The sequence below is a fragment of the Streptomyces sp. bgisy159 genome (assembly GCF_057707805.1).
The window spans coordinates 31316-54539 of sequence record NZ_JBYIQX010000043.1 but is presented as its reverse complement, the minus strand read 5'-3'; the positions used below and the strand labels follow the sequence as shown (position 1 = coordinate 54539).

18 protein-coding genes and 1 pseudogene are annotated in these 23224 nt (G+C 73.2%); 12 read left to right on the top strand and 7 right to left on the bottom strand.

Going from position 1 to position 23224, the window contains the following annotated elements; genetic code table 11:
• Positions 1-213: 213 nt before the first annotated feature.
• On the bottom strand, positions 214-1554 hold the full coding sequence (locus tag AC3ET3_RS29720; RefSeq protein ID WP_435613206.1) for a ferredoxin reductase family protein: 1341 nt from the start codon (positions 1552-1554) through the stop codon (positions 214-216).
• 678 nt (positions 1555-2232) lie between these two features.
• On the opposite strand from AC3ET3_RS29720, the gene AC3ET3_RS29715 reads away from it, so the two are divergent.
• The 3 genes from AC3ET3_RS29715 to AC3ET3_RS29705 are packed head-to-tail and all read left to right on the top strand — an operon-like array spanning position 2233 to position 4345.
• Entirely contained in the window at positions 2233-2877 is a 645-nt protein-coding gene (locus AC3ET3_RS29715) for a TetR/AcrR family transcriptional regulator (protein WP_432138503.1), read from the top strand.
• Positions 2878-2898: 21 nt separating this feature from the next.
• Positions 2899-3561 carry an ABC transporter ATP-binding protein gene (locus AC3ET3_RS29710; RefSeq protein WP_432138516.1) on the top strand — a complete coding sequence of 221 codons (663 nt, stop codon included), beginning with the start codon at positions 2899-2901 and terminating at the stop codon, positions 3559-3561.
• Positions 3548-4345, top strand: coding sequence for an ABC transporter permease (locus AC3ET3_RS29705; protein WP_432138504.1), 798 nt, complete (start codon positions 3548-3550; stop codon positions 4343-4345). Before AC3ET3_RS29710 ends, AC3ET3_RS29705 begins: the two co-directional genes overlap by 14 nt.
• 49 nt (positions 4346-4394) lie before the next feature.
• Here AC3ET3_RS29705 and AC3ET3_RS29700 read toward each other — a convergent pair whose 3' ends face one another.
• From AC3ET3_RS29700 to AC3ET3_RS29690, 3 genes and pseudogenes are all read right to left on the bottom strand, one after another.
• On the bottom strand, positions 4395-5240 hold the full coding sequence (locus AC3ET3_RS29700; protein ID WP_432138517.1) for a polysaccharide deacetylase family protein: 846 nt from the start codon (positions 5238-5240) through the stop codon (positions 4395-4397).
• A gap of 243 nt (positions 5241-5483) precedes the next feature.
• Positions 5484-5930: an ABA4-like family protein gene (locus tag AC3ET3_RS29695; RefSeq protein WP_435613212.1), complete on the bottom strand. Its 447-nt coding sequence runs from the start codon at positions 5928-5930 to the stop codon at positions 5484-5486.
• A 51-nt stretch (positions 5931-5981) separates the two neighbouring features.
• Positions 5982-6848: pseudogene (locus AC3ET3_RS29690) on the bottom strand (hypothetical protein); the annotation flags it as partial.
• Between the two features lie 204 nt (positions 6849-7052).
• Here AC3ET3_RS29690 and AC3ET3_RS29685 point away from each other — a divergent pair.
• The 9 genes from AC3ET3_RS29685 (at position 7053) to AC3ET3_RS29645 (ending at position 19314) form a co-directional block, all read left to right on the top strand.
• Positions 7053-7775, top strand: a complete 723-nt coding sequence (locus tag AC3ET3_RS29685) for a MerR family transcriptional regulator (protein ID WP_432138506.1) — start codon at positions 7053-7055, stop codon at positions 7773-7775.
• A 531-nt stretch (positions 7776-8306) separates the two neighbouring features.
• Positions 8307-10442, top strand: coding sequence for a protein kinase domain-containing protein (locus tag AC3ET3_RS29680; RefSeq protein ID WP_435613211.1), 2136 nt, complete (start codon positions 8307-8309; stop codon positions 10440-10442).
• 238 nt (positions 10443-10680) lie between these two features.
• Complete coding sequence (locus AC3ET3_RS29675) at positions 10681-12000, top strand: FAD-dependent monooxygenase (RefSeq protein WP_435613205.1); 1320 nt, start codon at positions 10681-10683, stop codon at positions 11998-12000.
• The gene (locus tag AC3ET3_RS29670) at positions 12000-13703 is read left to right on the top strand and encodes a hypothetical protein (protein ID WP_435613204.1); all 1704 of its coding nucleotides are present in this window, start codon (positions 12000-12002) and stop codon (positions 13701-13703) included. Before AC3ET3_RS29675 ends, AC3ET3_RS29670 begins: the two co-directional genes overlap by 1 nt.
• A 282-nt stretch (positions 13704-13985) precedes the next feature.
• Entirely contained in the window at positions 13986-14657 is a 672-nt protein-coding gene (locus AC3ET3_RS29665) for a nucleotidyl transferase AbiEii/AbiGii toxin family protein (protein WP_432138509.1), read from the top strand.
• Between the two features lie 332 nt (positions 14658-14989).
• Positions 14990-16702, top strand: coding sequence for an aa3-type cytochrome oxidase subunit I (ctaD, locus tag AC3ET3_RS29660; protein ID WP_435613203.1), 1713 nt, complete (start codon positions 14990-14992; stop codon positions 16700-16702).
• Positions 16699-17058 carry a hypothetical protein gene (locus AC3ET3_RS29655; protein ID WP_432138511.1) on the top strand — a complete coding sequence of 120 codons (360 nt, stop codon included), beginning with the start codon at positions 16699-16701 and terminating at the stop codon, positions 17056-17058. The genes ctaD and AC3ET3_RS29655 overlap by 4 nt, the downstream gene beginning before the upstream one ends.
• Positions 17059-17297: 239 nt before the next feature.
• Positions 17298-18293: a glycoside hydrolase family 11 protein gene (locus tag AC3ET3_RS29650; RefSeq protein ID WP_435613202.1), complete on the top strand. Its 996-nt coding sequence runs from the start codon at positions 17298-17300 to the stop codon at positions 18291-18293.
• Positions 18294-18306: 13 nt separating this feature from the next.
• On the top strand, positions 18307-19314 hold the full coding sequence (locus tag AC3ET3_RS29645; protein ID WP_435613201.1) for a polysaccharide deacetylase family protein: 1008 nt from the start codon (positions 18307-18309) through the stop codon (positions 19312-19314).
• Between the two features lie 86 nt (positions 19315-19400).
• Here the strand turns inward: AC3ET3_RS29645 and AC3ET3_RS29640 are convergent, their stop codons facing one another.
• The 3 genes from AC3ET3_RS29640 to AC3ET3_RS29630 form a co-directional block, all read right to left on the bottom strand.
• Complete coding sequence (locus AC3ET3_RS29640; RefSeq protein ID WP_432139616.1) at positions 19401-20111, bottom strand: rhomboid family intramembrane serine protease; 711 nt, start codon at positions 20109-20111, stop codon at positions 19401-19403.
• A 70-nt stretch (positions 20112-20181) separates the two neighbouring features.
• Entirely contained in the window at positions 20182-21546 is a 1365-nt protein-coding gene (locus AC3ET3_RS29635) for a DUF4407 domain-containing protein (RefSeq protein WP_432156336.1), read from the bottom strand.
• Positions 21536-23221 carry a coiled-coil domain-containing protein gene (locus AC3ET3_RS29630; protein ID WP_432139614.1) on the bottom strand — a complete coding sequence of 562 codons (1686 nt, stop codon included), beginning with the start codon at positions 23219-23221 and terminating at the stop codon, positions 21536-21538. Before AC3ET3_RS29630 ends, AC3ET3_RS29635 begins: the two co-directional genes overlap by 11 nt.
• Between the last annotated feature and the right edge of the window lie 3 nt (positions 23222-23224).

Below are 23224 nucleotides of genomic sequence, written 5' to 3'. Positions count from 1 at the left end.
TCAGGCCGTGGGGCGGGCGAGCGGCCGACAGGATCGCCCTTGACCGACGGGATCGCCCCTGGTGGGCGGGATTGCCCCTGGTCGGCGGGATCGCCCCTGACCGGCAGCACCGCCCCCGCCGGCGGCACCACCCTCGCCGGTGGCACCGCCTCTATGCGACGCCACCGCTCCCCGGGCGGGCAGCCGCTCCCAGGTGGCGGGGCGCCTCCCCCATCAGGCCAGGCCGAACTTCTCGGCGTGGATCTGTCGTGCGGGGACCCGCAGGTCTCGGAGGCCGGAGAGCACGGCGCCGGTCATGGCGGGCGGGCCGCAGACGTAGACGTCGCGTTCGGTGAGGTCGGGGACGAGGCGGTGCAGGTTGTCCGGGGCGAACGGCGGGGTGGCGTTGTCGCCGGTCCTGCCGGTGAGGAGGTGGAGGCGTCCGCCCCGGAGCGCGACCAGTTGGCGCACCTCGTTCAGCAGGACGGCGTCGGCCTCGCTGCGCACCCGGTACAGCACGACGACGTCACCGGTCGCCTGCTCCTCCAGCAGGGCCCGTACGGGTGTGATCCCGACGCCACCGGCGATCAGCAGGGTGCCGGGGCGGCTGCGGTGCAGCGAGGTGAACGCCCCGTACGGCCCCTCGACGAAGGCGCGGCTGCCGACGGGGAGGTCGCGCAGGCCGGCGCTGGTGGTGCCCGCCGCCTTCGCGGTGAGGCGCAGTCCCTGCCCGGCGGGTGCCGCCGACAGGGAGAAGGGGTTGGCCAGCCACCAGTGGTTGTGCCCGGGGAACCGCCAGATGCAGAACTGGCCCGCGCGGGCGGGGAGTCTGTCGAGGTGCCGGCCCGTGACGTACACGGAGACCACGTCGTCCGACTCCGGTACCACGGCCGTGACCTGGAAGCGGTGGTAGGCGTTGCGCCACAGCGGCATGACGAGGCGGCCGGTCAGCAGGGCGCCGAAGGCGAACAGCCAGAGGGTCCACCAGTAGGCCGTGGCGAACCCGGAGGACGTGAAGGTCGTGGTCTCCTGCAGCTGGTGGACGAACGACAGGCCCAGGGCCACGTAGAGCAGCAGGTGCAGACCGTGCCAGACCTCGTAGGGCAGGCGGCGCCGCACGGGCCGGGCGGAGACCGCGGCGATCACGACGACGACGGCCGCGGCGAGCATGCCCAGCAGCGAGGCGGGCACCCCGCTCAGCGCGACGAACGTCTTCCCCATGGACGTGTCGTCGAGTGTCGCGTAGCCGAGCACCACCAGCGTGGCGTGCGTGAGGACGGTCCACAGCAGCGAGAAGCCGACCCAGCGGTGCCACACCGTGAGCCGGTCCATGCCGATGCGGCGGTCCAGCCACGGCACCCGGGCCACCAGCAGCAGTTGGAACAGCATCAGCAGGGCCGCGTGCAGCCCGAAGAACTTGGCGGTCGTCAGTACCCCGTTCTTGCCCGAACCGGCGCCGAGGAACAGCACCTCGACGATCAGCACGTTGGCGACGACGAAGGTCCATATCGCCCAGCGCGCCGCGTCCACCGGAAGGACGGTGCCTCTGCGCACCGTGTCACTCGCCGCCACCATGGTTGCCCCGCATTCCCCCGTGGCCGCGGTGTGCGCGGCCTGTTTGAACTGATCCCGGGAAGATCGAGCGGATCGTCCGGATACGCACTCGATCGGGTAGGCATACGGAGCGCCGGTCCGATGCGTTCACGCCCACGCCGGATCGTTACCGCGACGTCACCGGAGAGCCGACCGAAGCACGGCGCGCGGCAGCGGGCAGCGGGCACCCGGTTGCGGGCAGCGGGCAGCGGGCAGCGGGCAGCGTCGACGAACCCGCCGAGCCCCACACCCAGCACGACCACCCCCAGCACGATCCCCGGCAGGCGCAGCCCGGACGGGGTGGTCCCGGCCCGGGCCCCGGCCTCGTCCGTGGTGGTCGCCATGCCCCTGTCTCCGTCCCGTCGGCACGGTGCTCCGGCGCCGTCGGCCGTGCGGATTTCCCGTCGGGCAGGGCTTACTCGGGCGGCCCTCGGCCCGCGGCCCGGTCCCGCCCGCCCGGTCCCGCCTGCCCGGACCGGCGGCCCGACGGCCTCACGTCCGCGACCCCGACGTCCGCGACCCCGACGACCGCCACCCCCAGGACCACGCACCTCCAGGACCACGCACCTCCAGGGACCCACGCCCCCGAGGGAGGTCGCCCCCGGCGCCCGGCCGCCCCGCCCCTCGACAGAGACTGAACGAGCGTTTAGCATGCTGTACATGCGTTCAACCCAGGACGACCGAACCACCCGGGCCGTCATCCGCGACGAGGCCCTCGCCCTGTTCGCCGCGCACGGGCCGGACGCGGTCACCGTGCGGCAGATCGCCGGGGCCGCGGGCGTGTCGCCCGGGCTGGTCGTGCATCACTTCGGGTCGAAGGAGGGGCTGCGCCAGGAGGTCGATCAGCGTGTGCTGGACGTCTTCGAGGCGCTGCTCGGCGAGCTGACCGGTGAGGGTGGCGCGGAACTGCTGGATCCCGGTGCCGGGGCGGGTTCGCTGAGTGAGGCGTTCGCCCGGCACCTGCCCGACGACTCGCCCCTGCCGGGCTACCTGCGCCGGCTGCTGCTGTCGGACACGGACGCCGGACGGACCCTGTTCCGGCGGCTGTACGAGCTCAGCAGGGCCGCTCTGGACGGTCTGGCCGACGCCGGACTGGCCTCCCGGGGCGCCGATCCGGCGGTACGGGCCGCGCTGCTCCTCGCCAACGACCTGGCGCTGTTCCTGCTGCGCGACCGGCTGACGGAGGTCCTCGGCACCGACCCGCTGTCCGCCGACGGCATGACCCGCTGGGCCCCGGAGATGCTCAGCGTCTACGCGGGCGGGCTGAACGCGGAACCACCCCGATCACAAGGAGACACCCCCTAGGGAGGCCCTATGAGGCCCGGTATGGCGCCCGGCTCGACACCCACGGCGACCGCACCCGTCCTGCGAGCGACCGACATCCACAAGTCCTACGGCAAACACCCCGTCCTGCGCGGAGCCGAACTGACGGTCGGCCCCGGGCAACTGGTCGCCGTCGTCGGCGAGAACGGCGCCGGCAAGTCGACCCTGCTGAAGATCCTGGCCGGCACCCTGGCCGCCGACCGCGGCGAGGTCAGCCTGTCCGGCACCCTCGGCCACTGCCCGCAGCAGCCGGTCCTCAACGAGGCACTGACGGTCGAACAGCACCTGCGCTACTTCGCCGCCGCCCACCGGCTGCCCGACGCGGACCGCGGCCGGGAACTCGTCCGTCTCCTCGGCTACGAGCGGTACGGGCGGTCGGCCGCCGGGGAACTGTCCGGCGGCACCCGCCAGAAGCTCAACCTCACCCTGGCCCTGCTGCACGACCCCGACGTCCTGCTGCTCGACGAGCCGTACCAGGGCTTCGACTGGGAGACCTACCTGCGCTTCTGGGACCTCGTCGACGATCTGCGGGCCCGCGGCAAGGCCGTCGTGATCATCACCCACCTCGTCTTCGAGCAGGACCGCTTCGACCTGCTGGCCGATCTCTCCGACGGCCGCCTCACCCCGCGCACCGCCTCCCGGGAGGACCACCATGTCGGCGCCTGAGACCGCGCTCCCCCGACCGGCCTACGGCCAGTTCTCCACGGCCCTGCGCTTCTCGGTGCGCGACCAGACCCGCAACCGCCTCGCCGGGTTGCTCCTCGTCCTCTTCGTGCCCGTCTGGTACCTGGTGATGGACGCCATGGCCTCGGGCGAGTCGCTCGACTTCAAGCTGTACGCCACCGGTGAGGTGCTGCACGTCGACGGCGGCCGGCTCACGCTGATCTCGGCCGGCCTCAACTCCGTCACGATGATCGCGGGTTTCGTCGTCTTCGACGCCGTCCGCAAGGCGGTCGCCTTCGACCGGCGCCTGGTCTTCGCCGGGTACCGGCAGTCCACGCTCATCGGCGCCAAGACCCTCGCCGTCGCCGCCGTCTCCAGCGCCATCGCCCTCTACACCGCGCTGGCCGTGCTGTTCTTCTGGCGGCCGACCGCCGCCGGATGGTTCGCCGTGCTCGCCGGGTTCACCGTCATCGCCCTCACGTACGGAGCGCTCGGGCTGCTCCTCGGCGTCCTGGTCAAGCGGGACCTGGAAGGCTTCTTCCTGATCATCATGGGCGGCCTGATGGACACCTTCCTGCAGAACCCGCTGGGCAATCCGCTCGCCAACAAGCCGGTCCTGCAGTGGTTCCCGTCGTTCGGGCCGATGCAGTTCGCGGTCGGCGGCTCCTTCGGCGGTACGGCGCTGTGGGGGCACCTGTTCCTCGGCCTGGCGTGGGCCGTGGCGTTCGGCGCGGTCGGGCTGGTCGTCTTCCGGCTCAGGACGCGCGACCGTACGCACGCCCGGTGAACGGGACGGCGGGCGCCGCGGAGAGGGCCGCCCACTGCGCACCCCGGCCTCACCGCACGGGGAAGCCGAACGCGTAGCCCTGCTGCCGCAGCCGGGGCAGCAGCTCCGCGAGGGCCGCGACGGTCTGGGAGCGGTCGCCGCCGCCGTCGTGGAAGAGGATGGTCGGGCCGTTGGGCAGTTCCCGTTCGACCGTGTTGACGATGGTGCGGGTGCCCGGCCGCTTGTAGTCGTCGGTGTCGACGTTCCAGCCGAGGGGGCGCATCCCCATCGCGGCGGCGATCTGCCGGCTGTACGGGGTGAAGGAGCCGCCCGGCGCCCGGTAGTACAGGGGCTTCACGCCGCCGGACGCCCGCTCGATCATGCCGGCCGCGTCGGTGATCTCGGCCCGCTGGAAGGAACGGGACTTGCGGTCCATCGTCGTGTCGTGGCGAACGCTGTGGTCGCACAGGCGGTGGCCCTCCGCGACGATCTGCCGTACCAGCGCCGGGTGTTCGGCGGCCCTCGGGCCGACCATGCAGAAGACGGCCTTGACCCCGTTGTCCCGGAGCACCTTCAGCACGCGCGGCGTCCACCGCGGGTCGGGGCCGTCGTCGATGGTGATGTTCACGGCGTGCGGGCCCCCGTCCGAGGCGTGGGCGATGTCCATGCTCACGGCGGGTGCGGCCAGCGCCGGGTCGGGCACGGAGGTCTGGCCCGGGGCCGGCCGCGGTGCGGCAGGGGGCGTGGGCGACGCGGGCGCGGGGACCGGCCGTATCCGGTCGCCGGGGCGACCGATCGCCGCGCCGTCCGCGCTGCTGCCGCCGACGACTCCCAGTACGGAGGCCCCCACCACCGTGACGACAGCCGCCGTGACCGCAACCCAGGCCGTCCCGCCCCGCCCCTCTTCGCGCCGCATCATGCCCCCTGGCCCCTTCGTGTTCCGCCGGTACCCCCGCACAGGGCAGGACGGACGAGCGGGCGTCGGGGATCCGTCTGTTACGAACTCCACATGAACCGGCCCGGACCCACGGCACCCCGTGCGCCGCCCCCATACGTCCCAGTACGCCCACGTGCATCCGATTACGTCCGCCCTACGCCCCCCGCACGGACGCCCCCGCACGGACGCCCCCCGCGCGGACGCCCCCCGCACGAACGCCGGTCACACGATCGCGGCGCCGGCGCGGTCCGTACGCCGGGTCCGTACCGCACGCAGCAGCAGGAACGCCGACAGACCGAACGGTGACAACAGGATCGTCAGGACCAGCAACGGCCCCATCGCCAGAGGGGAGACGCGCAGCCGCCGCGACTCGCGGTACATCCACTGTCCGATGAGCAGGTCCCACGCGATGACCTGCGCCCACACGGCGCCCGCGCCGTTCGCCCGGACCGTCAGGTCGCGGAAGGTGTCGATGTCCGGGCTGCTCACCGCGGCCCACAGCTCCGGGAACACCGGTATCGCCAGCACGAGATGGACGAGGAGTACGGGTGTCACGGTCCACGGTGACGCGGCGACGCGGGCGGTCGGGCCCCAGCCCGGAGCGAAGATCATCAGCAGCCAGACGGGGGCGGCGAGCCAGAAGGACAGTTCGAAGAGGAATCCGGTCACGACACAGGCTCCTCGGTGACGGCGGGGCTTTCGGCGGGAGCCAACTCCGGGCACCGCCGCGCGAGCCGGGGCCCGCAGCGTCGCGTAGGTCCCGGCGGCGAGGGCCGCCAGGAGCAGGCCGGCTGCCCCGAGGGTCGTACCGTCCGGGTGGATCAGCGGCTGACCGCGCAGCGCCTGCTGTAGCACCAGGGCGAAGGCGGCGGCGTACCCGGCGGCGGCGAGCAGGACCAGGCGCCGCCTCACCAGGCCGTCGGCGAGGCGCGGGAAGCGCGGGGCGAGCGCGCTCAGCGCCATGACCAGCAGCGGCAGGAGCTGCAGCGCGTGCATCCCGAGGAAGTGCGGAACGCGCAGGTCGCCGCCGGTCGTCGACCAGCCGGTCAGCGGCATCGACGGACCCCCGTCCGGCACGCCCACGCTGTGCGCGCCGACCACGTCGGAGGAGCCGCGGTGCTGTCCCGGCGCGGGCTGGGCCATCAGGAAGCCGACGGCCGCCCCGGCGAGCGCCAGGACGATGCCGCAGCGCACGGCCCAGGCGGAGGCCCGATCGGCGATGTCGGCCCGCAGCAGCAGGACGGCGAGGGCGAGCGTGGCGAGCCACAGGACGACGACGGTGACGGCCATCACGTCGTACAGAGCCGTGTCGAACGCCGTCTCGTAGTTGAAGTGGCTGCGCCGGCCGCGGATCGCCTGCCCGGTGATGATCACCATCTCGACGAGTCCGGTCAGGGCGACGACCGTCCCCGCCCAGCGGCCCGTCCGCCGGCCGCGCGGGAGCAGCGACAGCGTCCAGGCGAGGGAGAGGCCGTACGCCAGGAAGGACACGGCGAACTTGAACGGCTTCGCCCAGATCGGCGCGCCCACCAGGACCCGGTCGTCGACGACGAGCCCCACGGCGGACACGAGTGCCGTCGCCGCCATCGCCGCCGAGAACAGCAGCAGCGGCCGGTGCCAGGACCACCAGGACCGCCAGGTCCGCGACGGGTGCGGCAGGTGCGGCAGGTGCGGCGGGCACGTACGTGGTGAACGCATGGCTTGCGCAGGCATGACTCCCCCTCCATGTGGATGCCGTGTGTGACATATGGATAGTGAGACTGTCCACTATCCATAGCCTCACTATCTATCATGGGAAGCAAGGGCGGCAAGAGCCGGCGCGAGGCGCGCGGCGTGAAGTCAGGGAGTGATCCGCGGTTGCGTGTCGGAGAGTTGAGCCGGGTCACCGGAGTGCCGGTGCCGACGATCAAGTACTACCTGCGAGAGGGGCTGCTGCCGCCCGGTGAGCTGACCAGCCGGAACCAGGCGTCCTACGACGACTCGCATCGGCGTCGGCTGCAGCTGATCCGCGCACTGCACGAGGTGGGCGGCATGAAGATGGCCGAGATCGCGGACGTGCTCGCGGCCATCGACGAACCGGGACGCCCGCTGCACAAGGTGCTCGGCGCCGCCGCGGACCGCCTCGGCCCGGCTACCGGCGAGCACGACGACGGCGAGTCGGCTGCCGCGGACGCGGCCGTCGCCGATCTGATCGCGCGGCGCGGCTGGCAGACGCACGAGTCGAACCCCGGCGCGGCCGAGCTGTCCCGCGCCCTGGCCGCCATGGCCCGGCTGGGGCACGGGGAGTTCGTGCAGCTGCTCGACGTGTACGCCGACGCCGCCGAGCGGGTCGCCCGCGCCGACCTCGCGTACGTCGGCCGGCGCACGGAGGTGGAGGACATCCTGGAGAGCGCGGTGATCGGGACCGTGCTGGGGGAGGCGGTGTTCAGCGCGCTGCGCAGGCTGGCCCACGTGGACGCCTCGGCCCGTCTGTACGGCCCTGACGGACCCTCGTCGCCGCCGGCTGCCGACTGAGTCCGCCTGTCCTGTCCGGGTCCGCCTGTCCGGGTCCGCCCTGTTCGGGTCCGCCTGTCCCGCCCCGTCCGCCGGTCCCCGGGGTGGGGCCGCGATCGGAGCCGGGTGCCCCGAACCGGCGCCCCGGGTCGGTGCGGGGCGCGGGCGCGAGACGCGGGCCCGGGAGCAGGCGTGGGTGCGCGGGCGCGGGCGCGGGTCAGGCGTTCGCGCCGGGGGCGCGTCGAGCACGGTCGGGCAAGGAGCGCGGAGGGTGGAAGAAGAGCGCGCAGAGGGCGTGGCGGGGGAAGAGGAGCGCGCAGAGGGCTTGGGGGGGTGGAAGAGGAGCGCGCAGGGCCGGAGGGGGCGTGGAGGACAGAAGGGGGGCGCGGACCGGTGACCGGACTCCCCTGACCGGCCGTCTCCTCGGCCCCGGCCACCCCTCCGCCTTCCCCGGGCGCCCCCCACCGTGGCACCGTGTGAACCGCCGCACACGTGGGGTACGCACGGGGGACGTACGGCGATGCACAGGGGGAGTGAGGCCGCGTGGCCGGGATGAAGCTCTACGCGCTGGACGCGAACGATCCTCGGTCGCTCGGCCCCTACCGGCCGCTGTGGCGGATAGCCACCGGCGGCATGGGCCGGGTGTATCTCGCTCGCCGGGAGTCGCCCGGGACCGGGACCGGTGGCAGGGCCGGTGCCGGTACCAGGGCCCGCGCCGGTGCCGGTCCCACGGGAACGGTCGTCGACCACGGGCTGGTCGCCGTGAAGACGCTGCTCGCCGAGGGGTTCGTGAGCCGGGCGGACCGGGAGCGGTTCGGCCGCGAGGCCAGACTCGCCGCCCGGGTCGCCAGCGCGTTCACCGCGACCGTGCTCGACGCGGACCCGAAGGCCGAACGCCCCTGGCTGGCCACCGAGTTCATCGCCGCACCCAGTCTGGCCGAGCTGGTCACGAGGGCCGGGACCCTGCCCGCCGGGGCGGTGCGCCGGGTCGCCGCCGGGGTCGCCCGGGCGCTGGTGGAGCTGCACGACCGCGGGGTCGTCCACCGGGACATCAAGCCGCTGAACGTCCTGCTGCCGAGGGAAGGCCCCCGGGTCATCGACTTCGGCATCTCGCACGCCCAGGACCACACGAGTTCGACCACGACCATCGGCACCTTCCCGTTCACCTCGCCGGAGCAGGCGTGCGGCAGGCGGTCCACCACCGCGTCCGACATGTACGCCCTGGGGGCCACCCTGTTCTTCCTCGCCGTCGGCCGCCCGCCGTACGCGCGCACCGACCACTCCATCGGGCTGCTCGCCCTCGTCCAGCGCGGCGAGGTGGACACCAGCGGGCTGCCCGCGGAACTGGAGCCCCTGGTCCTCCCCTTGCTGGCGCTCTCCCCGGCCGCCCGCCCCACTCCGTCCGACGTCCTGCACCACGTCGCGGCCGGCCTCGGCCGGGAGCCGTCGGCCGGGGGTGCCGAGCGGTGGCTGCCGGCGAGGTGGACCGGGCTGATCAGGGAGTACGAGGAGCAGGGACGGCGGCTGTGGGAGGAGACCCTCGCCGCCGTCCCCGCGGACCGGGACGGCGGCTCGCGCCACCGGACGCGGGAGCAGCTGGAGGTACTGCGTCAGCAGCGCCTCGCCCTGGCCCGGGAGCAGGCCGAAGCGCAGGCGGAGGAGCGGGCGGCGGCGGCGGCACGGGAGCGGGCGCGGCGGGCGCAGGAGGAACGCAGGCTCCGCAAGCGCGCGGAGAAGCAGGAGAAGCAGGAGAGGCAGGAAAAGGAGGAAGCGGAGCGGCGGCGGCAGGCGGAACGGCGGGAAGCGGAGCGCCGCCTGCGGGAGCGGGCGGAGCAGGAGCGCAGACGGCGGCAGCGGGTAGGGCAGGAACGCCGGGAGAGACAGCGCGCGGCGGCCCCACCGGTCGCCAAGCAGGCGGCGTCGGGAAGATCGTCGGGCGGCGGTGGTCTGTTCCTGGCCGCGCTGGTCATCGCCCTCCTGTTCTGGCAGCCCTGGGACCAGGGGGGCGAAGAGACCCCTCGGTCCGTGCCCACCCCGCTGTTCACCTATTCCGGCGGTGGCGGCCTCGGGGGCGGCGGGGCCCTGTCGTCGGGCGGCGGCTCCGCGGACACCGGCCGCGACCCCGACCCGGCACCCGTGCCCGACCCCGAGACCAGCTCCCCCGAACCGGAACCGGAGCCGGACCCGACGGAGGAGGCGTTCCGGAGCGTGTCGTACGGGGACTGCCTGGACGTCGTGGACACCGGCTACGGCGGGCTGACCACGCTGGACTGGAGCGAGGAGCGGCCGCGGACCACGTCCTGCGGCTACGGGACTCGGGTGAAGGTGACCGGCACCGGGGGCGGCTGCCGGTCCGGCGTGGGCAGGGCCACCTGGTCGTACTACTCCCCCGGCAGCGGGGAGCGGACCACGCTCTGCCTCGCCGGCCAGTACTACCAGGGCGACTGCCTGCTCGCCCGGCGCGAGGGCGACGACTCGGTCCGCCTGGCGATGCTGTCGTCCCCGAGGTGCACCGACCGGACGGTCCCCGCCGCGTTCAACGAGATCCTGGTGGTCACGGAGGTCTACCGGGCGGCCCCCGGTGCCGGCACCGAGGTCTGCCGCCGCGGGCAGTACGACAGGTACATCTACTGGTCGGCGAAGGTGAACGACGGCGCCACGCTGCTGTGTCTGAGGGCCTATGACTGAGCTCGGCATTCAGTGGGACGGTTGAGTGCACGCAAGCAGCCGGGCGCAGGTCAGGGCACCCGCGGCGGGGCAGACGGCCGGGGAACCGGCCGGTGCGGCGGCGCGTTGACAGGGGTGGGCCGGCGTGTTCCGATGAGCGCTGCCCGGCAGGGCCGGCGCCGTGCCGGCGGCGGCCCGGGCAGCGGACCGACGGACAGCTGAACGGGGGCGGCGCCCTCCGGAACCGGAGCGAGGAGCCATGCCGCAGCGCACCGCGACCATCGTCGGCGGCGGGATCGGGGGGCTGGCCGCGGCCGTCGCCCTGCGGCGCCGGGGCTGGCGGGTCGAGGTGCTGGAGCGCGCCCCGCGGTTCACCGAGGTCGGCGCCGGTATCTCCCTGTGGCCCAACGCGCTGCGCGCCCTGGAGACCCTGGACCTGGCCGACACCGTACGGTCCCTCGGGGCCGTCGAGGCCCTCGGCGGGGTGCGCGACCGGCGGGGCCGCCGGCTGTCCCGCACCGGCAACGCGGAGCTGGCGCACCGTTTCGGCCATCCGCTGACCGTGCTGCACCGCGCGGACCTGCTGCGGGTGCTGACCGAGGCGCTGCCCGCCGACTGTCTGCGGCCCGGCACCGAGGTCTCGGCGGTCCGCGCGGACGGCGACCGGCCGGTCGTGGAGCACCGGGCGGGCGTGTCCCGGGCCGACGTCGTGGTCGGCGCCGACGGGCTGCGGAGCGTGGTCCGCCGCGCCCTGTGGCCCGAGGCGGCCGGCCCCCGGTACGCGGGGTACACCGCCTGGCGCATGGTCACCGCGCCGCTCACCCGTCCGCCCGCCGAGGGCGCGGCGATCTGGGGCCGGGGCGAACGCTTCGGCTACACGACACTGCCGGACCGGCGGATGTACTGCTTCGCCACCGCGTCCCTGCCGGCCGGCACGGTCTTCGGCACCGGCGATCACCCTGAGCACCCCGAGCACGGCGCGCACCCCGAGCACGGCGCACACTCCGAGCACGGCGCACACTCCGAGCACGGCGCGTACTCCGAGCACCCCGTGAGGGACCGGACGGGCGCGCACTCCGAGCACCCCGAGCACGCCGAGTTGCTGCGCCGGTTCCGGGCCTGGCCGGATCCGGTGCCCGGTCTGCTGGCCGCCGTCCCGCCGGACGCCGTGCTCCGGCACGACCTGTACGACCTGCCGCCGCTGGCCACGTTCGCGCGGGGCCGGGTGGTGCTGCTGGGCGACGCGGCCCACGCCATGACGCCCAACCTCGGCCAGGGCGCCTGCCAGGCGCTGGAGGACGCGGTGACCCTCGCCCACTGCCTGGACGGCACGTCCGACGTGACTGCCGCGCTGCGCTCGTACGACCGGCTGCGGCGGGCCCGTACCCAGGCGGTCTCGCGCCGCTCGGCGCGGCTCGGCGCGATCGCCCAGCTCGCCTGGCCCCCGGCGGCGCTGCTGCGCGACACGGCGGCCCGGCTGACGCCGGCGCGGGCGACGCTGCGGTCCATGACACCCGTACTGGGCTGGACCCCGCCCGGCGGTGTCGGCGACCCGGCGCGCGGCGGGGACGGCCGCTGATGCCGGACTGGACGTACCACCCCCTGCGCGGCGCGGCCGCCGCTCTCCTTGGCCGACGCCGCTCCCAGCGCACGGCGCTGCGGCTGCTCGCCCGGATCGGCTCCCGGCCTGCCGGTGCCCGCCTGATCGCCCGCGGCTTCGGCCACCGCCATCCGCCGGTCTCGCTGGCCGGTGAGATCGCCGGTGCGCCGCTGACGGTCCGGCTCGGCATCCGCGTACCGCCGTCGCTGGCCCACGACACGGTCCACGCCATGGCGCCGCTCGGCGCCGGGGTCGTCGAGATCGGCCCGGTGTCCCCCGACGACGTGCCCGCCGTCCGCGCGGCCACCGCCACCCGCACTCTGCCGGTCGTCGTCCACACCGACGACCCGGAGATCCGCGCCGCCCTCGCCCCGCACGTCGACGGCTTCACGGGCGCCGCGGAGGATCGCACGCCGGGAGAGGAACCCGGCCCGGCGATCTCCCAGGGGGTGCGGCGCTCCCGCCCCGTCGGACCGGCGATCCCCCACCCCTTCCCGCCCAAGACGCCGGGGCGGCCGGCCACCGGGCCGCCCGGCGCCGAGGAACCCGCGCCCGCGGACCGGCCCACCGCCCCCGCACCACCCCGGGTCGTATGGGTCGGCGATCCGTGCGTCGAGGCCGCGGCGGCGGTGCTCGCGGAGCCCGGGGCCGTGGTGATCGCCCGGCCGGAGGTGCTGGTCGAGGCGGGGCCGGGGTGGTTCGCGCGGGTGGTGGAGGCGGCGACCCCGAGCGGCGGCCCGGCCCCCGGATGGCGGGACGTGGGGAGGCATCCGCGCCGCTGGCCCGCCTGGTGGTGGGCGCTGCTGGTGGGGCTCGGCATGATCACCGCCGGGGTGTGCGCGGCGGCGATCACTCTGGGACCGGTGCTGCTCTGGTACGACCGGGACTACCTCGGCATGACGCTGGACGACCTGCACGCGGTCAACCACCACCTGGTGCACTTCCTCCAGCACGACCGGATCACCATGGCCGGCACGTTGGTGTCCATCGGCACCCTCTACACCGGTCTCGCGGTGGGCGGGATGCGACGCGGCCGTCCGTGGGCCCGCGAGGTACTGCTGCTGTCGGGGGCGGTCGGTTTCCCCACCCTGTTCTACTTCCTCGCCACCGGTTACGTGGAGACCCTGCACACGGCCGCGGCCGTGATGCTGTTGCCGATGTTCCTGGCCGCTGTCCGCCGCCGTCCGCACGCGCCGCCGCACGGGCGGCGGGTGCCCGACGGCCCGGAGCGGGAGCGCCGCAGGGCGCTGGTCGGACAGCTGCTGCTGGTCGTCACGGGGGCGGGGCTCTTCGTGGGCGGGGCGGTCATCTCGGCGGTCGGTCTGACGGGGGTGTTCGTGCCGACCGACCTGACGTACCTCGGTACGGACCCGCGGGCCCTGGAGGCCGCGAACTCCCGGCTGGTGCCGTTCATCGCCCATGACCGGGCGGGCTTCGGGGGCGCGCTGATGTCGGCGGCGGTAGCGATCGTGCCGCTCGCCGCGTGGGGCTGGCGACGCGGCGAGAGCTGGGTGTTCTGGACGCTGGCGGTGGCGGGCGCCACCGGATTCCTGCCGGCGGTGGTGGTCCACGGCAGCATCCACTACACGGACTTCGTGCACCTCGCGCCGGTGTACTTCGGCATCGTGCTGACCGCCGTCGGCCTGCTGCTGTCCCGCCCGTACCTGTGCGCGAGGCGCTGAGGCCGGCTGCTGGGCGCACCGCTCCGGTGGACGGCACGACCACCGGACACCGCGGGTCGCGCTTCTCGTCCCCCGCTCCGCCTGACCTGCGCGCCCGTCCGCGCCGGCGGGCGACAGAGCAGCAGGCGGCAGACCAGCAGGCGGCAGACCAGCGGACGACAGACCAGCGGACGACAGAGCAGCAGGTGGCAGACCAGCGGGCGACAGGTCGGCGGGCGATAATCGGTCCATGGCCGTACCGCCTCCCCGCTCCGGTCCCACCGCGTGCCCCAGGGCCGCCGCGTGTCGCTGACCGAGCTGCAGCGCCGCCTGCTCACGGACGTCCTCGCCGTGGGCACGCCGTACCCGCTCGCGCTCACCGGTGGGCACGCGGTGGGGGAGCACGGGCTGGTCGACCGCGGCAGCCAGGATCTCGACGTCGCCACGGAGAGCCCCGAGGGCATGGCCGTGATCGCCGCCGCCGTGCGCGCGGGGCTGGAGGAGCGGGGCTGGCGCGTCACCGCGCTGGACGCGGACCCGCTGTCCGCCCAGCTGATGGTGGCCGATCCGGGCACCGACGAGGAGTGCGAGGTCGACGTCCACAAGGAGGCGCTGTGGCGGCCGCCGGTGGACGGCGCGTACGGGCCGGTGCTCGACCTGGAGGACGTCGTCGGCACCAAGGTGCGGGCGCTCGTGGACCGCGGTCTCGCTCGTGACCTCGTCGACGTACGGGCCGCCGCCGCGCAGTGGAGCCGCGTCGAGCTGGAGGAACTGGGCCGACGGCACGCCCGGGACGTCTTCGACCTGACCGATCTGCAGACCCGCCTGGTCGGCGCGGAGTGGCTCGACGACCGGGAGTTCGCCGCGTGCGGTCTCGACGAGGCGGCGATCGCCGGGCTGCGCCGCTGGGCGCAGGAGTGGGCGGACGACATCGCGGAGCGGCTGCAGGAGCTGGCCGGCCCCGAGGACGAGTGATCGGAGCGGGCACGCGGGGCGGGCGATCCGGCCGGCTCCGGCTCCGGCTCCGGCTCCGGCTCCGGCTCCGGGGGCAGGCGATCCGGCGGCGTCCCGAGGCGGTCCGGCCGGTCCGGTCGGTCCGGAGCGGGGCGTGTCCGGCGCGGCGAGAAGGGAGTGTGGTCCGGTCGGCCCGCACTCGCGCGGGTGAACGGCAGGGCCGAACGGGCGCATGACGGTGTGACTGCCGGGGGCGGCGGGCGAGTCTGGTGGCGAGCGCGTGGCGCGTCTGTAGCGTCGCGCCGGAACAGGTCGCTCTGGCAGCCGCGACGTCGAGCAGGAGACCAACACACGTGAGCACCCCCCATGGATCCGGGACCGCCACCGGCCGGATCGAGGAGTCGTACGAGGACGAGCTGCCGCTGCGGCGCAGGCGGCCGGGCAACGTGGTCGTGAAGTGGCTGACCACCACCGACCACAAGACGATCGGCACCCTGTACCTGGTGACGTCGTTCGCGTTCTTCAGCTTCGGCGGCGTGCTGGCCCTGATCATGCGCGCGGAACTGGCCCGTCCGGGTCTGCAGTTCATCTCCAACGAGCAGTACAACCAGGCGTTCACCATGCACGGCCTGATCATGCTGCTGATGTTCGCGACGCCGCTGTTCGCCGGCTTCGCCAACTGGATCATGCCGTTGCAGATCGGCGCGCCCGACGTGGCCTTCCCCCGGCTCAACGCGTTCGCCTACTGGCTGTATCTGCTCGGCTCGCTGATCGCCGCGGGCAGCTTCCTCACCTCGGACGGCGCCCCGAGCTTCGGCTGGTTCATGTACACCCCGCTGTCGGACGCGGAGCACACCCCCAACATCGGCGCCGACATGGGCATCATGGGCCTGGCCTTCTCCGGCTTCGGCACCATCCTCGGCGCGGTCAACTTCATCACCACGATCATCTGCATGCGCGCCCCCGGCATGACGATGTTCCGGATGCCGATCTTCACGTGGAACGTGCTGCTGACGGCCGTCCTGGTGCTGTTCGTCTTCCCGGTCCTCGCGGCCGCGCTGTTCGCCCTGGAGGCGGACCGCAAGTTCGGCGCCCAGATCTTCGATCCCGCCAACGGCGGAGCGCTGCTGTGGCAGCACCTCTTCTGGTTCTTCGGACACCCAGAGGTGTACATCATCGCCTTGCCGTTCTTCGGGATCGTCTCCGAGATCATCCCGGTCTTCTCCCGCAAGCCGATGTTCGGCTACTTCGGTCTGATCGCGGCCACCATCGCCATCACCGGTCTGTCCATCACCGTGTGGGCGCACCACATGTTCGTCACCGGCGGGGTGCTGCTGCCGTTCTTCTCGTTCATGAGCTTCCTGATCGCGGTGCCGACCGGCGTGAAGTTCTTCAACTGGATCGGCACGATGTGGAAGGGCTCGCTGTCCTTCGAGACACCGATGCTGTGGGTGGCCGGCTTCCTGGTGACGTTCCTGTTCGGCGGCCTGACCGGCGTCATCCTGGCCTCGCCGCCGATGGACTTCCACGTGTCCGACTCGTACTTCGTGGTGGCACACTTCCACTACGTCGTCTTCGGCACCGTGGTCTTCGCGATGTTCGCCGGGTTCCACTACTGGTGGCCGAAGTTCACCGGCAAGATGCTGGACGAACGGCTCGGCAAGATGACCTTCTGGACGCTGTTCGTCGGCTTCCACGGGACGTTCCTGGTCCAGCACTGGCTGGGCGTGGAGGGCATGCCGCGCCGGTACGCGGACTACCTGTCCGCGGACGGCTTCACCACCCTGAACATGATCTCGACGGCCAGCTCCTTCCTGCTCGGTCTGTCGCTGCTGCCGTTCTTCTACAACGTGTGGCGGACGTCCCGGTACGGCAAGCCCGTCGGCGTCGACGACCCGTGGGGCTACGGCCGGTCCCTGGAGTGGGCTACGGCCTGCCCGCCGCCGCGCCACAACTTCGTCACCCTGCCGCGGATCCGCTCCGAGTCCCCGGCGTTCGACCTGCACAACCCGCAGCTGGCGGCTCTCGTCATGGAGGGCGAGGACCGGCGAGCCGACCTGCGGTGAGCGGCGAGGAGCGGCGGCTGCCGGACGGCGACGCGGTCCGCGAGGGCATCGCCCGGATGGAGGGCTACCTGCTCTGGCAGGGCGAGATCGAGCAGGCGCGCGCGGAGGCCGAGTCCTTCGCGGACCGGCTCGACTGGCTGACCACCGCGCAGCGGGAGGACGTGGTCGACCTCTTCGTCCGGCACCGGCTCGATCTCTCGCAGGCGCTCCTGCGCCGTACCGCCGGCCGCGCGCTCCAGCTCCGCGAGGAGTACCAGGAGCGGTACGACTGCCTCAGAATCCGCCTCCTCGCCGTGGCACTCGCCCTGGGGGCGGCGGCGGTCTTCGTCAACTGCCTGGTGCTGCAGGTGTTCTGAGATCCGGAAACTTATCGAAACATTCGCAATCATGACTCCGATTAAGGGTCGATCCGCGCCGGGCAGACGCCTCGCGCAATTCACTGCGCGCTCCCACTGCGCACTTCATCTGCAATGTTCCCTCTTCTCGCGTCACGAACGTTTCGCAACAACCTCCGAAACTGTTGACAGTTGTCAGGGCCAGACCAACACTGTTCGCCGTTGACATGGCCCCTCGACAACGAGGAGGAACACCGCACATGCCCCACGCACCCGCAGGGCGCCTCAGGCTGCTGATCAGTTGCCTGTGTGCCACCCTTCTGGCCGCCGCGGCCGCGCTGGCGCTCCCCGGCACCGCCCGCGCCGACACGGTCGTCACCAGCAATCAGACCGGCACCGACAACGGCTACTACTACTCGTTCTGGACCGACTCGCCCGGCACCGTCTCCATGAACCTCTCGGCCGGCGGCTCCTACAGCACCTCCTGGCGCAACACCGGCAACTTCGTGGCCGGCAAGGGCTGGAACACCGGCGGGCGCCGGACGGTGACGTACTCCGGCTCCTTCAACCCGTCCGGCAACGCCTACCTCGCCCTCTACGGCTGGATGTCCAACCCGCTCGTCGAGTACTACATCGTCGACAACTGGGGCACCTACCGCCCGACCGGCACCTTCATGGGCACCGTCAACAGCGACGGCGGCACCTACGACATCTACAAGACGACCCGGTACAACGCCCCCTCGGTCGAGGGCAACAAGACCTTCGACCAGTACTGGAGCGTCCGGCAGCAGAAGCGGACCGGCGGCACCATCACCACGGGCAACCACTTCGACGCCTGGTCCCGCGCCGGCCTGCGGCTGGGCAGCTTCAGCTACTACATGATCATGGCGACCGAGGGCTACCAGAGCAGCGGCAGCTCCAACATCACCCTCGGGAGCGGCGGTTCCGGCGGTGGCGGCGGTGGCGGCGGTGGTGGCGGTGGCGGTGGCGGCAGTTGCACCGCGACCCTCTCCGCCGGCCAGCAGTGGGGCGACCGCTACAACCTCAACGTCTCGGTCACCGGCTCCAGCAACTGGACCGTCACCATGAACGTCCCCTCCCCCGCCCGCGTCCTGTCCACCTGGAACATCAGCGCCACCTACCCCAACTCCCAGACCCTCGTCGCCAAACCCAACGGCAGCGGCAACACCTGGGGCGTCACCATCCAGCACAACGGCAACTGGACCTGGCCCACCGTCTCCTGCGCCACCGGCTGACGGGAGGACGCCGATGAGACTCCGACTCCGTCCCCTGCTCGCGAAACTGGCGGTCGCCGCCGTGGCCGTGGCAAGCACCCTGACCCTCCACGCCCCGCCCGCGCAGGCCGCGGCCTGCAACGGCTACGTCGGACTCACCTTCGACGACGGCCCGTCCGGCAACACGGCCGGCCTGCTGAACGCGCTCCGGCAGAACGGGCTGCGGGCCACCATGTTCAACGAGGGCCAGTACGCCGCCGCCAACCCGTCCCTGGTCAGGGCGCAGGTCGATGCCGGCATGTGGGTCGCCAACCACAGTTACACCCACCCCCACCTCACCCAGCTCGGCCAGGCGCAGGTCGACTCCGAGATCTCCCGGACCCAGCAGGCCATCGCGGCGGCGGGCGGCGGCACACCCAAGCTGTTCCGGCCGCCGTACGGCGAGACCAACGCGACGGTGCGGTCCGTCGCGGCCAAGTACGGCCTGACCCAGATCATCTGGGACGTGGACTCACAGGACTGGAACGGCGCTAGCACCGACGCCATCGTGGCGGCGGCCGGCCGGCTCTCCGACGGCCAGGTCATCCTCATGCACGACTGGTCCGCCAACACCCTCGCCGCCGTCCCGGGCATCGCCCGGACCCTGGCCGCCAAGGGACTGTGCGCGGGGATGATCTCCCCGCAGACAGGACGCGCCGTCGCCCCCGACGGTGGCGGTTCCGGCGGCGGCGGCGGCGGTGGCGGTGGTGGCGGTGGCGGTGGCGGTGGCGGTGGCGGCAGTTGCACCGCGACCCTCTCCGCCGGCCAGCAGTGGGGCGACCGCTACAACCTCAACGTCTCGGTCACCGGCTCCAGCAACTGGACCGTCACCATGAACGTCCCCTCCCCCGCCCGCGTCCTGTCCACCTGGAACATCAGCGCCACCTACCCCAACTCCCAGACCCTCGTCGCCAAACCCAACGGCAGCGGCAACACCTGGGGCGTCACCATCCAGCACAACGGCAACTGGACCTGGCCCACCGTCTCCTGCGCCACCGGCTGAGGTCCGCACACCCGGAAGGGCCGGTTCCGCGAGAACCGGCCCCTCCCCGGGATCACGGCGGGCCGACCCGCCGAAGGCCGGGGCCCTCAGAGCAGTCCCAGGTCCTTGAGCTCCTTGTGCAGGTCGGCCCGGGAGCCGGTGCCGCCGGCCGCGGGGCCCGGGGCGGCGGACCGGTCGGCCGCCGGTTCGACGGCCTTCGGGGTACGGCGGCGGGCCCCGCGGTCGCGCAGGAGCCAGGCGCCGAGCACGCCGCCCACCAGACCGCCCAGGTGGGCCAGCCAGCTCACCCCCGGCGTGCCGGGAACCGCGACCGTGAGGAGATAGGCGAAGGACGCCGCCATGACGAGGCCGATCAGCGTGTCGATGAGATGCCGGTCGAAGAGACCGCGCACCACGACGTACCCGAAGTAGCCGAAGATCAGCCCGCTGGCGCCGACCGTCTCCACGTCACCGCTCTCGAACAGCCAGACCGCCATGCCGCTGGTCACCGCGACGAGCAGGGTCAGCCCCAGGAACCGGGCCACCCCCCGGTACGCGGCGAGGAAGCCGAAGACGAACAGCGGCCCGGAGTTGCTCTCGATGTGCGCCCAGCTCCAGTGCAGCAGCGGGGCGGTGAGGATGCCGGGCAGGGCGCCCACCTCGCCGGACTCCACACCGTACGCCCGGGACAGGCCGTAGTCGTCGGCGACGTTCGCGACCTGCACCGCCCAGACCACGGCCACCAGCGCGAACACCACGAAGAACGCCTTGCGCGCCTCCGCGATCATCCGCTTCTCGGGATCCACCACGTCCGCCACGGCCCTCACCCCGTTCCCTCCGCGCGGCTCCCCCGGCCGCGCGTCGCCTCCCCGGCACTCTACGGTGTCGTCATACCCGCCTCGCCCGCAGGATCCGCTCCGTGCGGGCGTCCAGTTCGGCGCGCTCACGGGCGGCGCGCTCGGCCTGGGCGCGCTGGTAGGTCTCCTCCAGGCGCCGCTTGCGGTCGGCGGTGTCCTGCTGGACGGCGTGCCGCCGCACGTCGTGCTCCAGGCGGGCGCAGGCGTGCTGGAGCTGGAGCTCGTCGGAGTGGAGCCGGCGGGTGGCGGTGTAGCGGGCGCCGAGGAGCGTGTCGTAGGTGGTGTGGCCGCTGAGCACCTTCACCATGACCGGCATGGCGTCCAGGCAGAGCAGCAGTAGGTGCAGCACGACGGTGAGGAAGAGGGCGAAGCCGTCCGCCTCGGCGACCTCCTTCAGGCCGTGGGCGCGGGTGAGGATGCCGTCGGTGTCGAGGGCGTCGGCGCGCCGGGCGGTCTTGTCGTCGATGGCCTTCTGCAGCTGCGGCTGGTAGGCGTCGGCGGCGGTGTCCTTGCGGGCGGCCAGCGTCCGGCCCTCGGTGACCAGGTCCTTCAGCTGTTTCTCGTACGCCTCGATCCCGCTGTCGGCCAGGTACTTGGTGCGGGCCGCGCGGGCCCGCTCACAGGTGATGGTGACGTCCCGGACGCCGCCCCGGATGATCCAGTACTTGGGTCCGCACAGCTCCTGCTCGGTGGCGAGCTTCTTGTCGTGCTCCTTGTGGATGGCGTCGACCTGGGCGCGCAGCGCCACCGTGCGGTCGGCGTTGCTCTTGATCTGCCGGTCCAGTTCGGCCGGGGAGCCGGCCACCTTCAGCTGGAAGTCCCCGCACTCGGCGCGGCCGCTGGTGTCGGCGCCGTCGGTGGGGTTGCAGGACACGAGCATGCCCTTGTAGTCGGCGACCTGCCGTTCGTTGCCGACTGATATCTCCTGGCGGATCTCCTTGTCGAAGATCTGGAAGAGGATCGGCTCGGCGATGAACAGGCCGAGCAGCACCGACAGGAAGAACCGGACGGCCAGCGTCCACCGGCGCACCGAGGTGCCGTGCGTGGAGGACACCAGCCAGCTGTCCAGGGCGAGGACCACCCAGAACCAGATCACGGCGACCACCGCGACCACCGCGAGCGGCAGGTCGGAGCGGAAGCTGCCGAGGGCGAGGGACATGGAGACCGCACCGAGCAGGGCGGTGTTGACGACGAGCACGCCGTACCAGGTGTAGCGGGCGCGTTCCTCCGGCACCCAGTCCAGCAGCGGTTCGTCGATGCCGATCAGCCGGCGCAGCCGCGGGGCCGGGCCGTCGGCCGGCGGGGCCGGACGGGCGATGTCCGCCGCGGTGTCCTGGGCGGTCCGCGTGGTCCGCGCGGCCTCGGCGGTGTGGCGGAACGAGGTGTCACTGGCCAAGGTCCGCCTCCTGGATGTCCGGGTCGGTTCCGTCGTCGCCGTCGTCGCCGTCGTGGCCGGCGTTCCCGCCGGCCGGCGCGTGCGTCGCACCGGCGGCGCGCGATGCCCTCTGCGCGCCCGGCGTGCGCGCCGCGCCACCCTCCGCGAGAGCGCCCTTCACGCCCGGCGCGCGCGACGTGCTCGCGCCCCCCTCGGCGATCGCGCCCTTCGCGTCCGCCGCGGGCACCTCGCTCCCGCCGGCCGACCGCGGGCCGGGGCCCGACGGGCGGTACGGCACATCGCCGACGCCGTTGATGAAGGCGCCCGGGTCGTTGCGCGCGCTGTCGAACAGGCCCCGGTCGATGGCCTGGCGGCCCAGGTCGGCGCGGACCGACAGCTGCTCCTTCGCCCACTCCCGCTCGTACGCCTGTGCGCGTTCGGCGTCCGCGCGCTCCTCCGCGCGCCGGCGCCGCTCGTCCTCGTGGCGCAGGTCCCAGCGGCGGGCCTCCTCCTGGCGCCGGGCGGAGGTGTCCTCGCGGCGCTCGCGGCGCTCCAGCTCCTGGCGGCCGTCGTCCCGCTCGACCTGCCAGCGCACGTCGTCCCGGTCGAAGGCGCGGCGCGCCATGTCTCGGTCGAAGTCGAGCCGCTGCCGCTCGTCGGCCCGGGTGACCCGGCGCTCCTCGGCCTCGTGCAGCCGCTTGGACAGGTCGTCGGCGGTGATGTCGCCCTTGTGCCAGGCCAGGAAGTCCGCGGCGAGCGGGTTGGTGCCGATGAGCCGGAAGTCCTCTTCGAGCTCGGCGCGCACGAACCGGTTCTGCCGCTCCTGCCGGGCGAGGTCGTACTCCTGCTGTTCGGCGCCGGCGAGCCGGTCGTAGCCGGTGCGCACGGTGTCGAGCTCCTGCCGGCCGCGCTCCTGGTCCAGGTCCTCCACCTGGCGGTGGCGGCTGCGGCCCAGTTCCTCCTCGTGCCGGTTGGCCTCCTCCCGCTTGGCGCGCAGGGTGCGGATCTCCTCGCGCTTCAGCTCCAGCTCGGCCTCGCGCAGCGCCCGGTCCAGGGCCGCCTGCTGGTTGAGTTCCTCGCGCTGCCGGGTGAGTTCCTGCTCACGGCGGTTCTTCGCCATCTCCTCCATGAGCGCGGTCATCTCGGCCGGCGTGTACACCTCGACCACACCGTGCCGGGTGCTCATCCCGGACACCTGCGCGGGCCGCATCTCGTGGTACGCGGTCAGCCGGGCGTCGATGCGGGCGCGCAGCTCGGCGGTGGCGCGGATCGGCAGGTCGGCGCCGTCCTCGGTCAGCCCGGGCACCTCGCGCAGATGGGCCAGCAGCAGCGCCTCCACGTCGGTGACGCCGTCGCGGACCACCGCGCACGGGTCGGTGACGGTGCAGTAGAACGACGTCCGCAGAGTGAAGTCGTCCGCCTCGGCGGAGGGTATCCGCGTCTCCACGACGACGGGCACCTCCACCCGCCGGTCGACGACCGTGACCGAGCTCGCCCCGACCACCACCGGGTCGTCGGCGCGCAGCTGCCCGTGGTCCTCGACGTAGTCCTCGCCGACCCGGAACACCCGCACGTGGTGCGCGGCGAGCCGGGGCAGCTCCTCGTCGTCGCGCGTGGTGCGCTTGCGCAGCAGACCGCCGCGCCGCTCCGCCCGCCCGTACTCCCGCTGCTCGACCAGCGGGTATGTCTCAGCCATGCC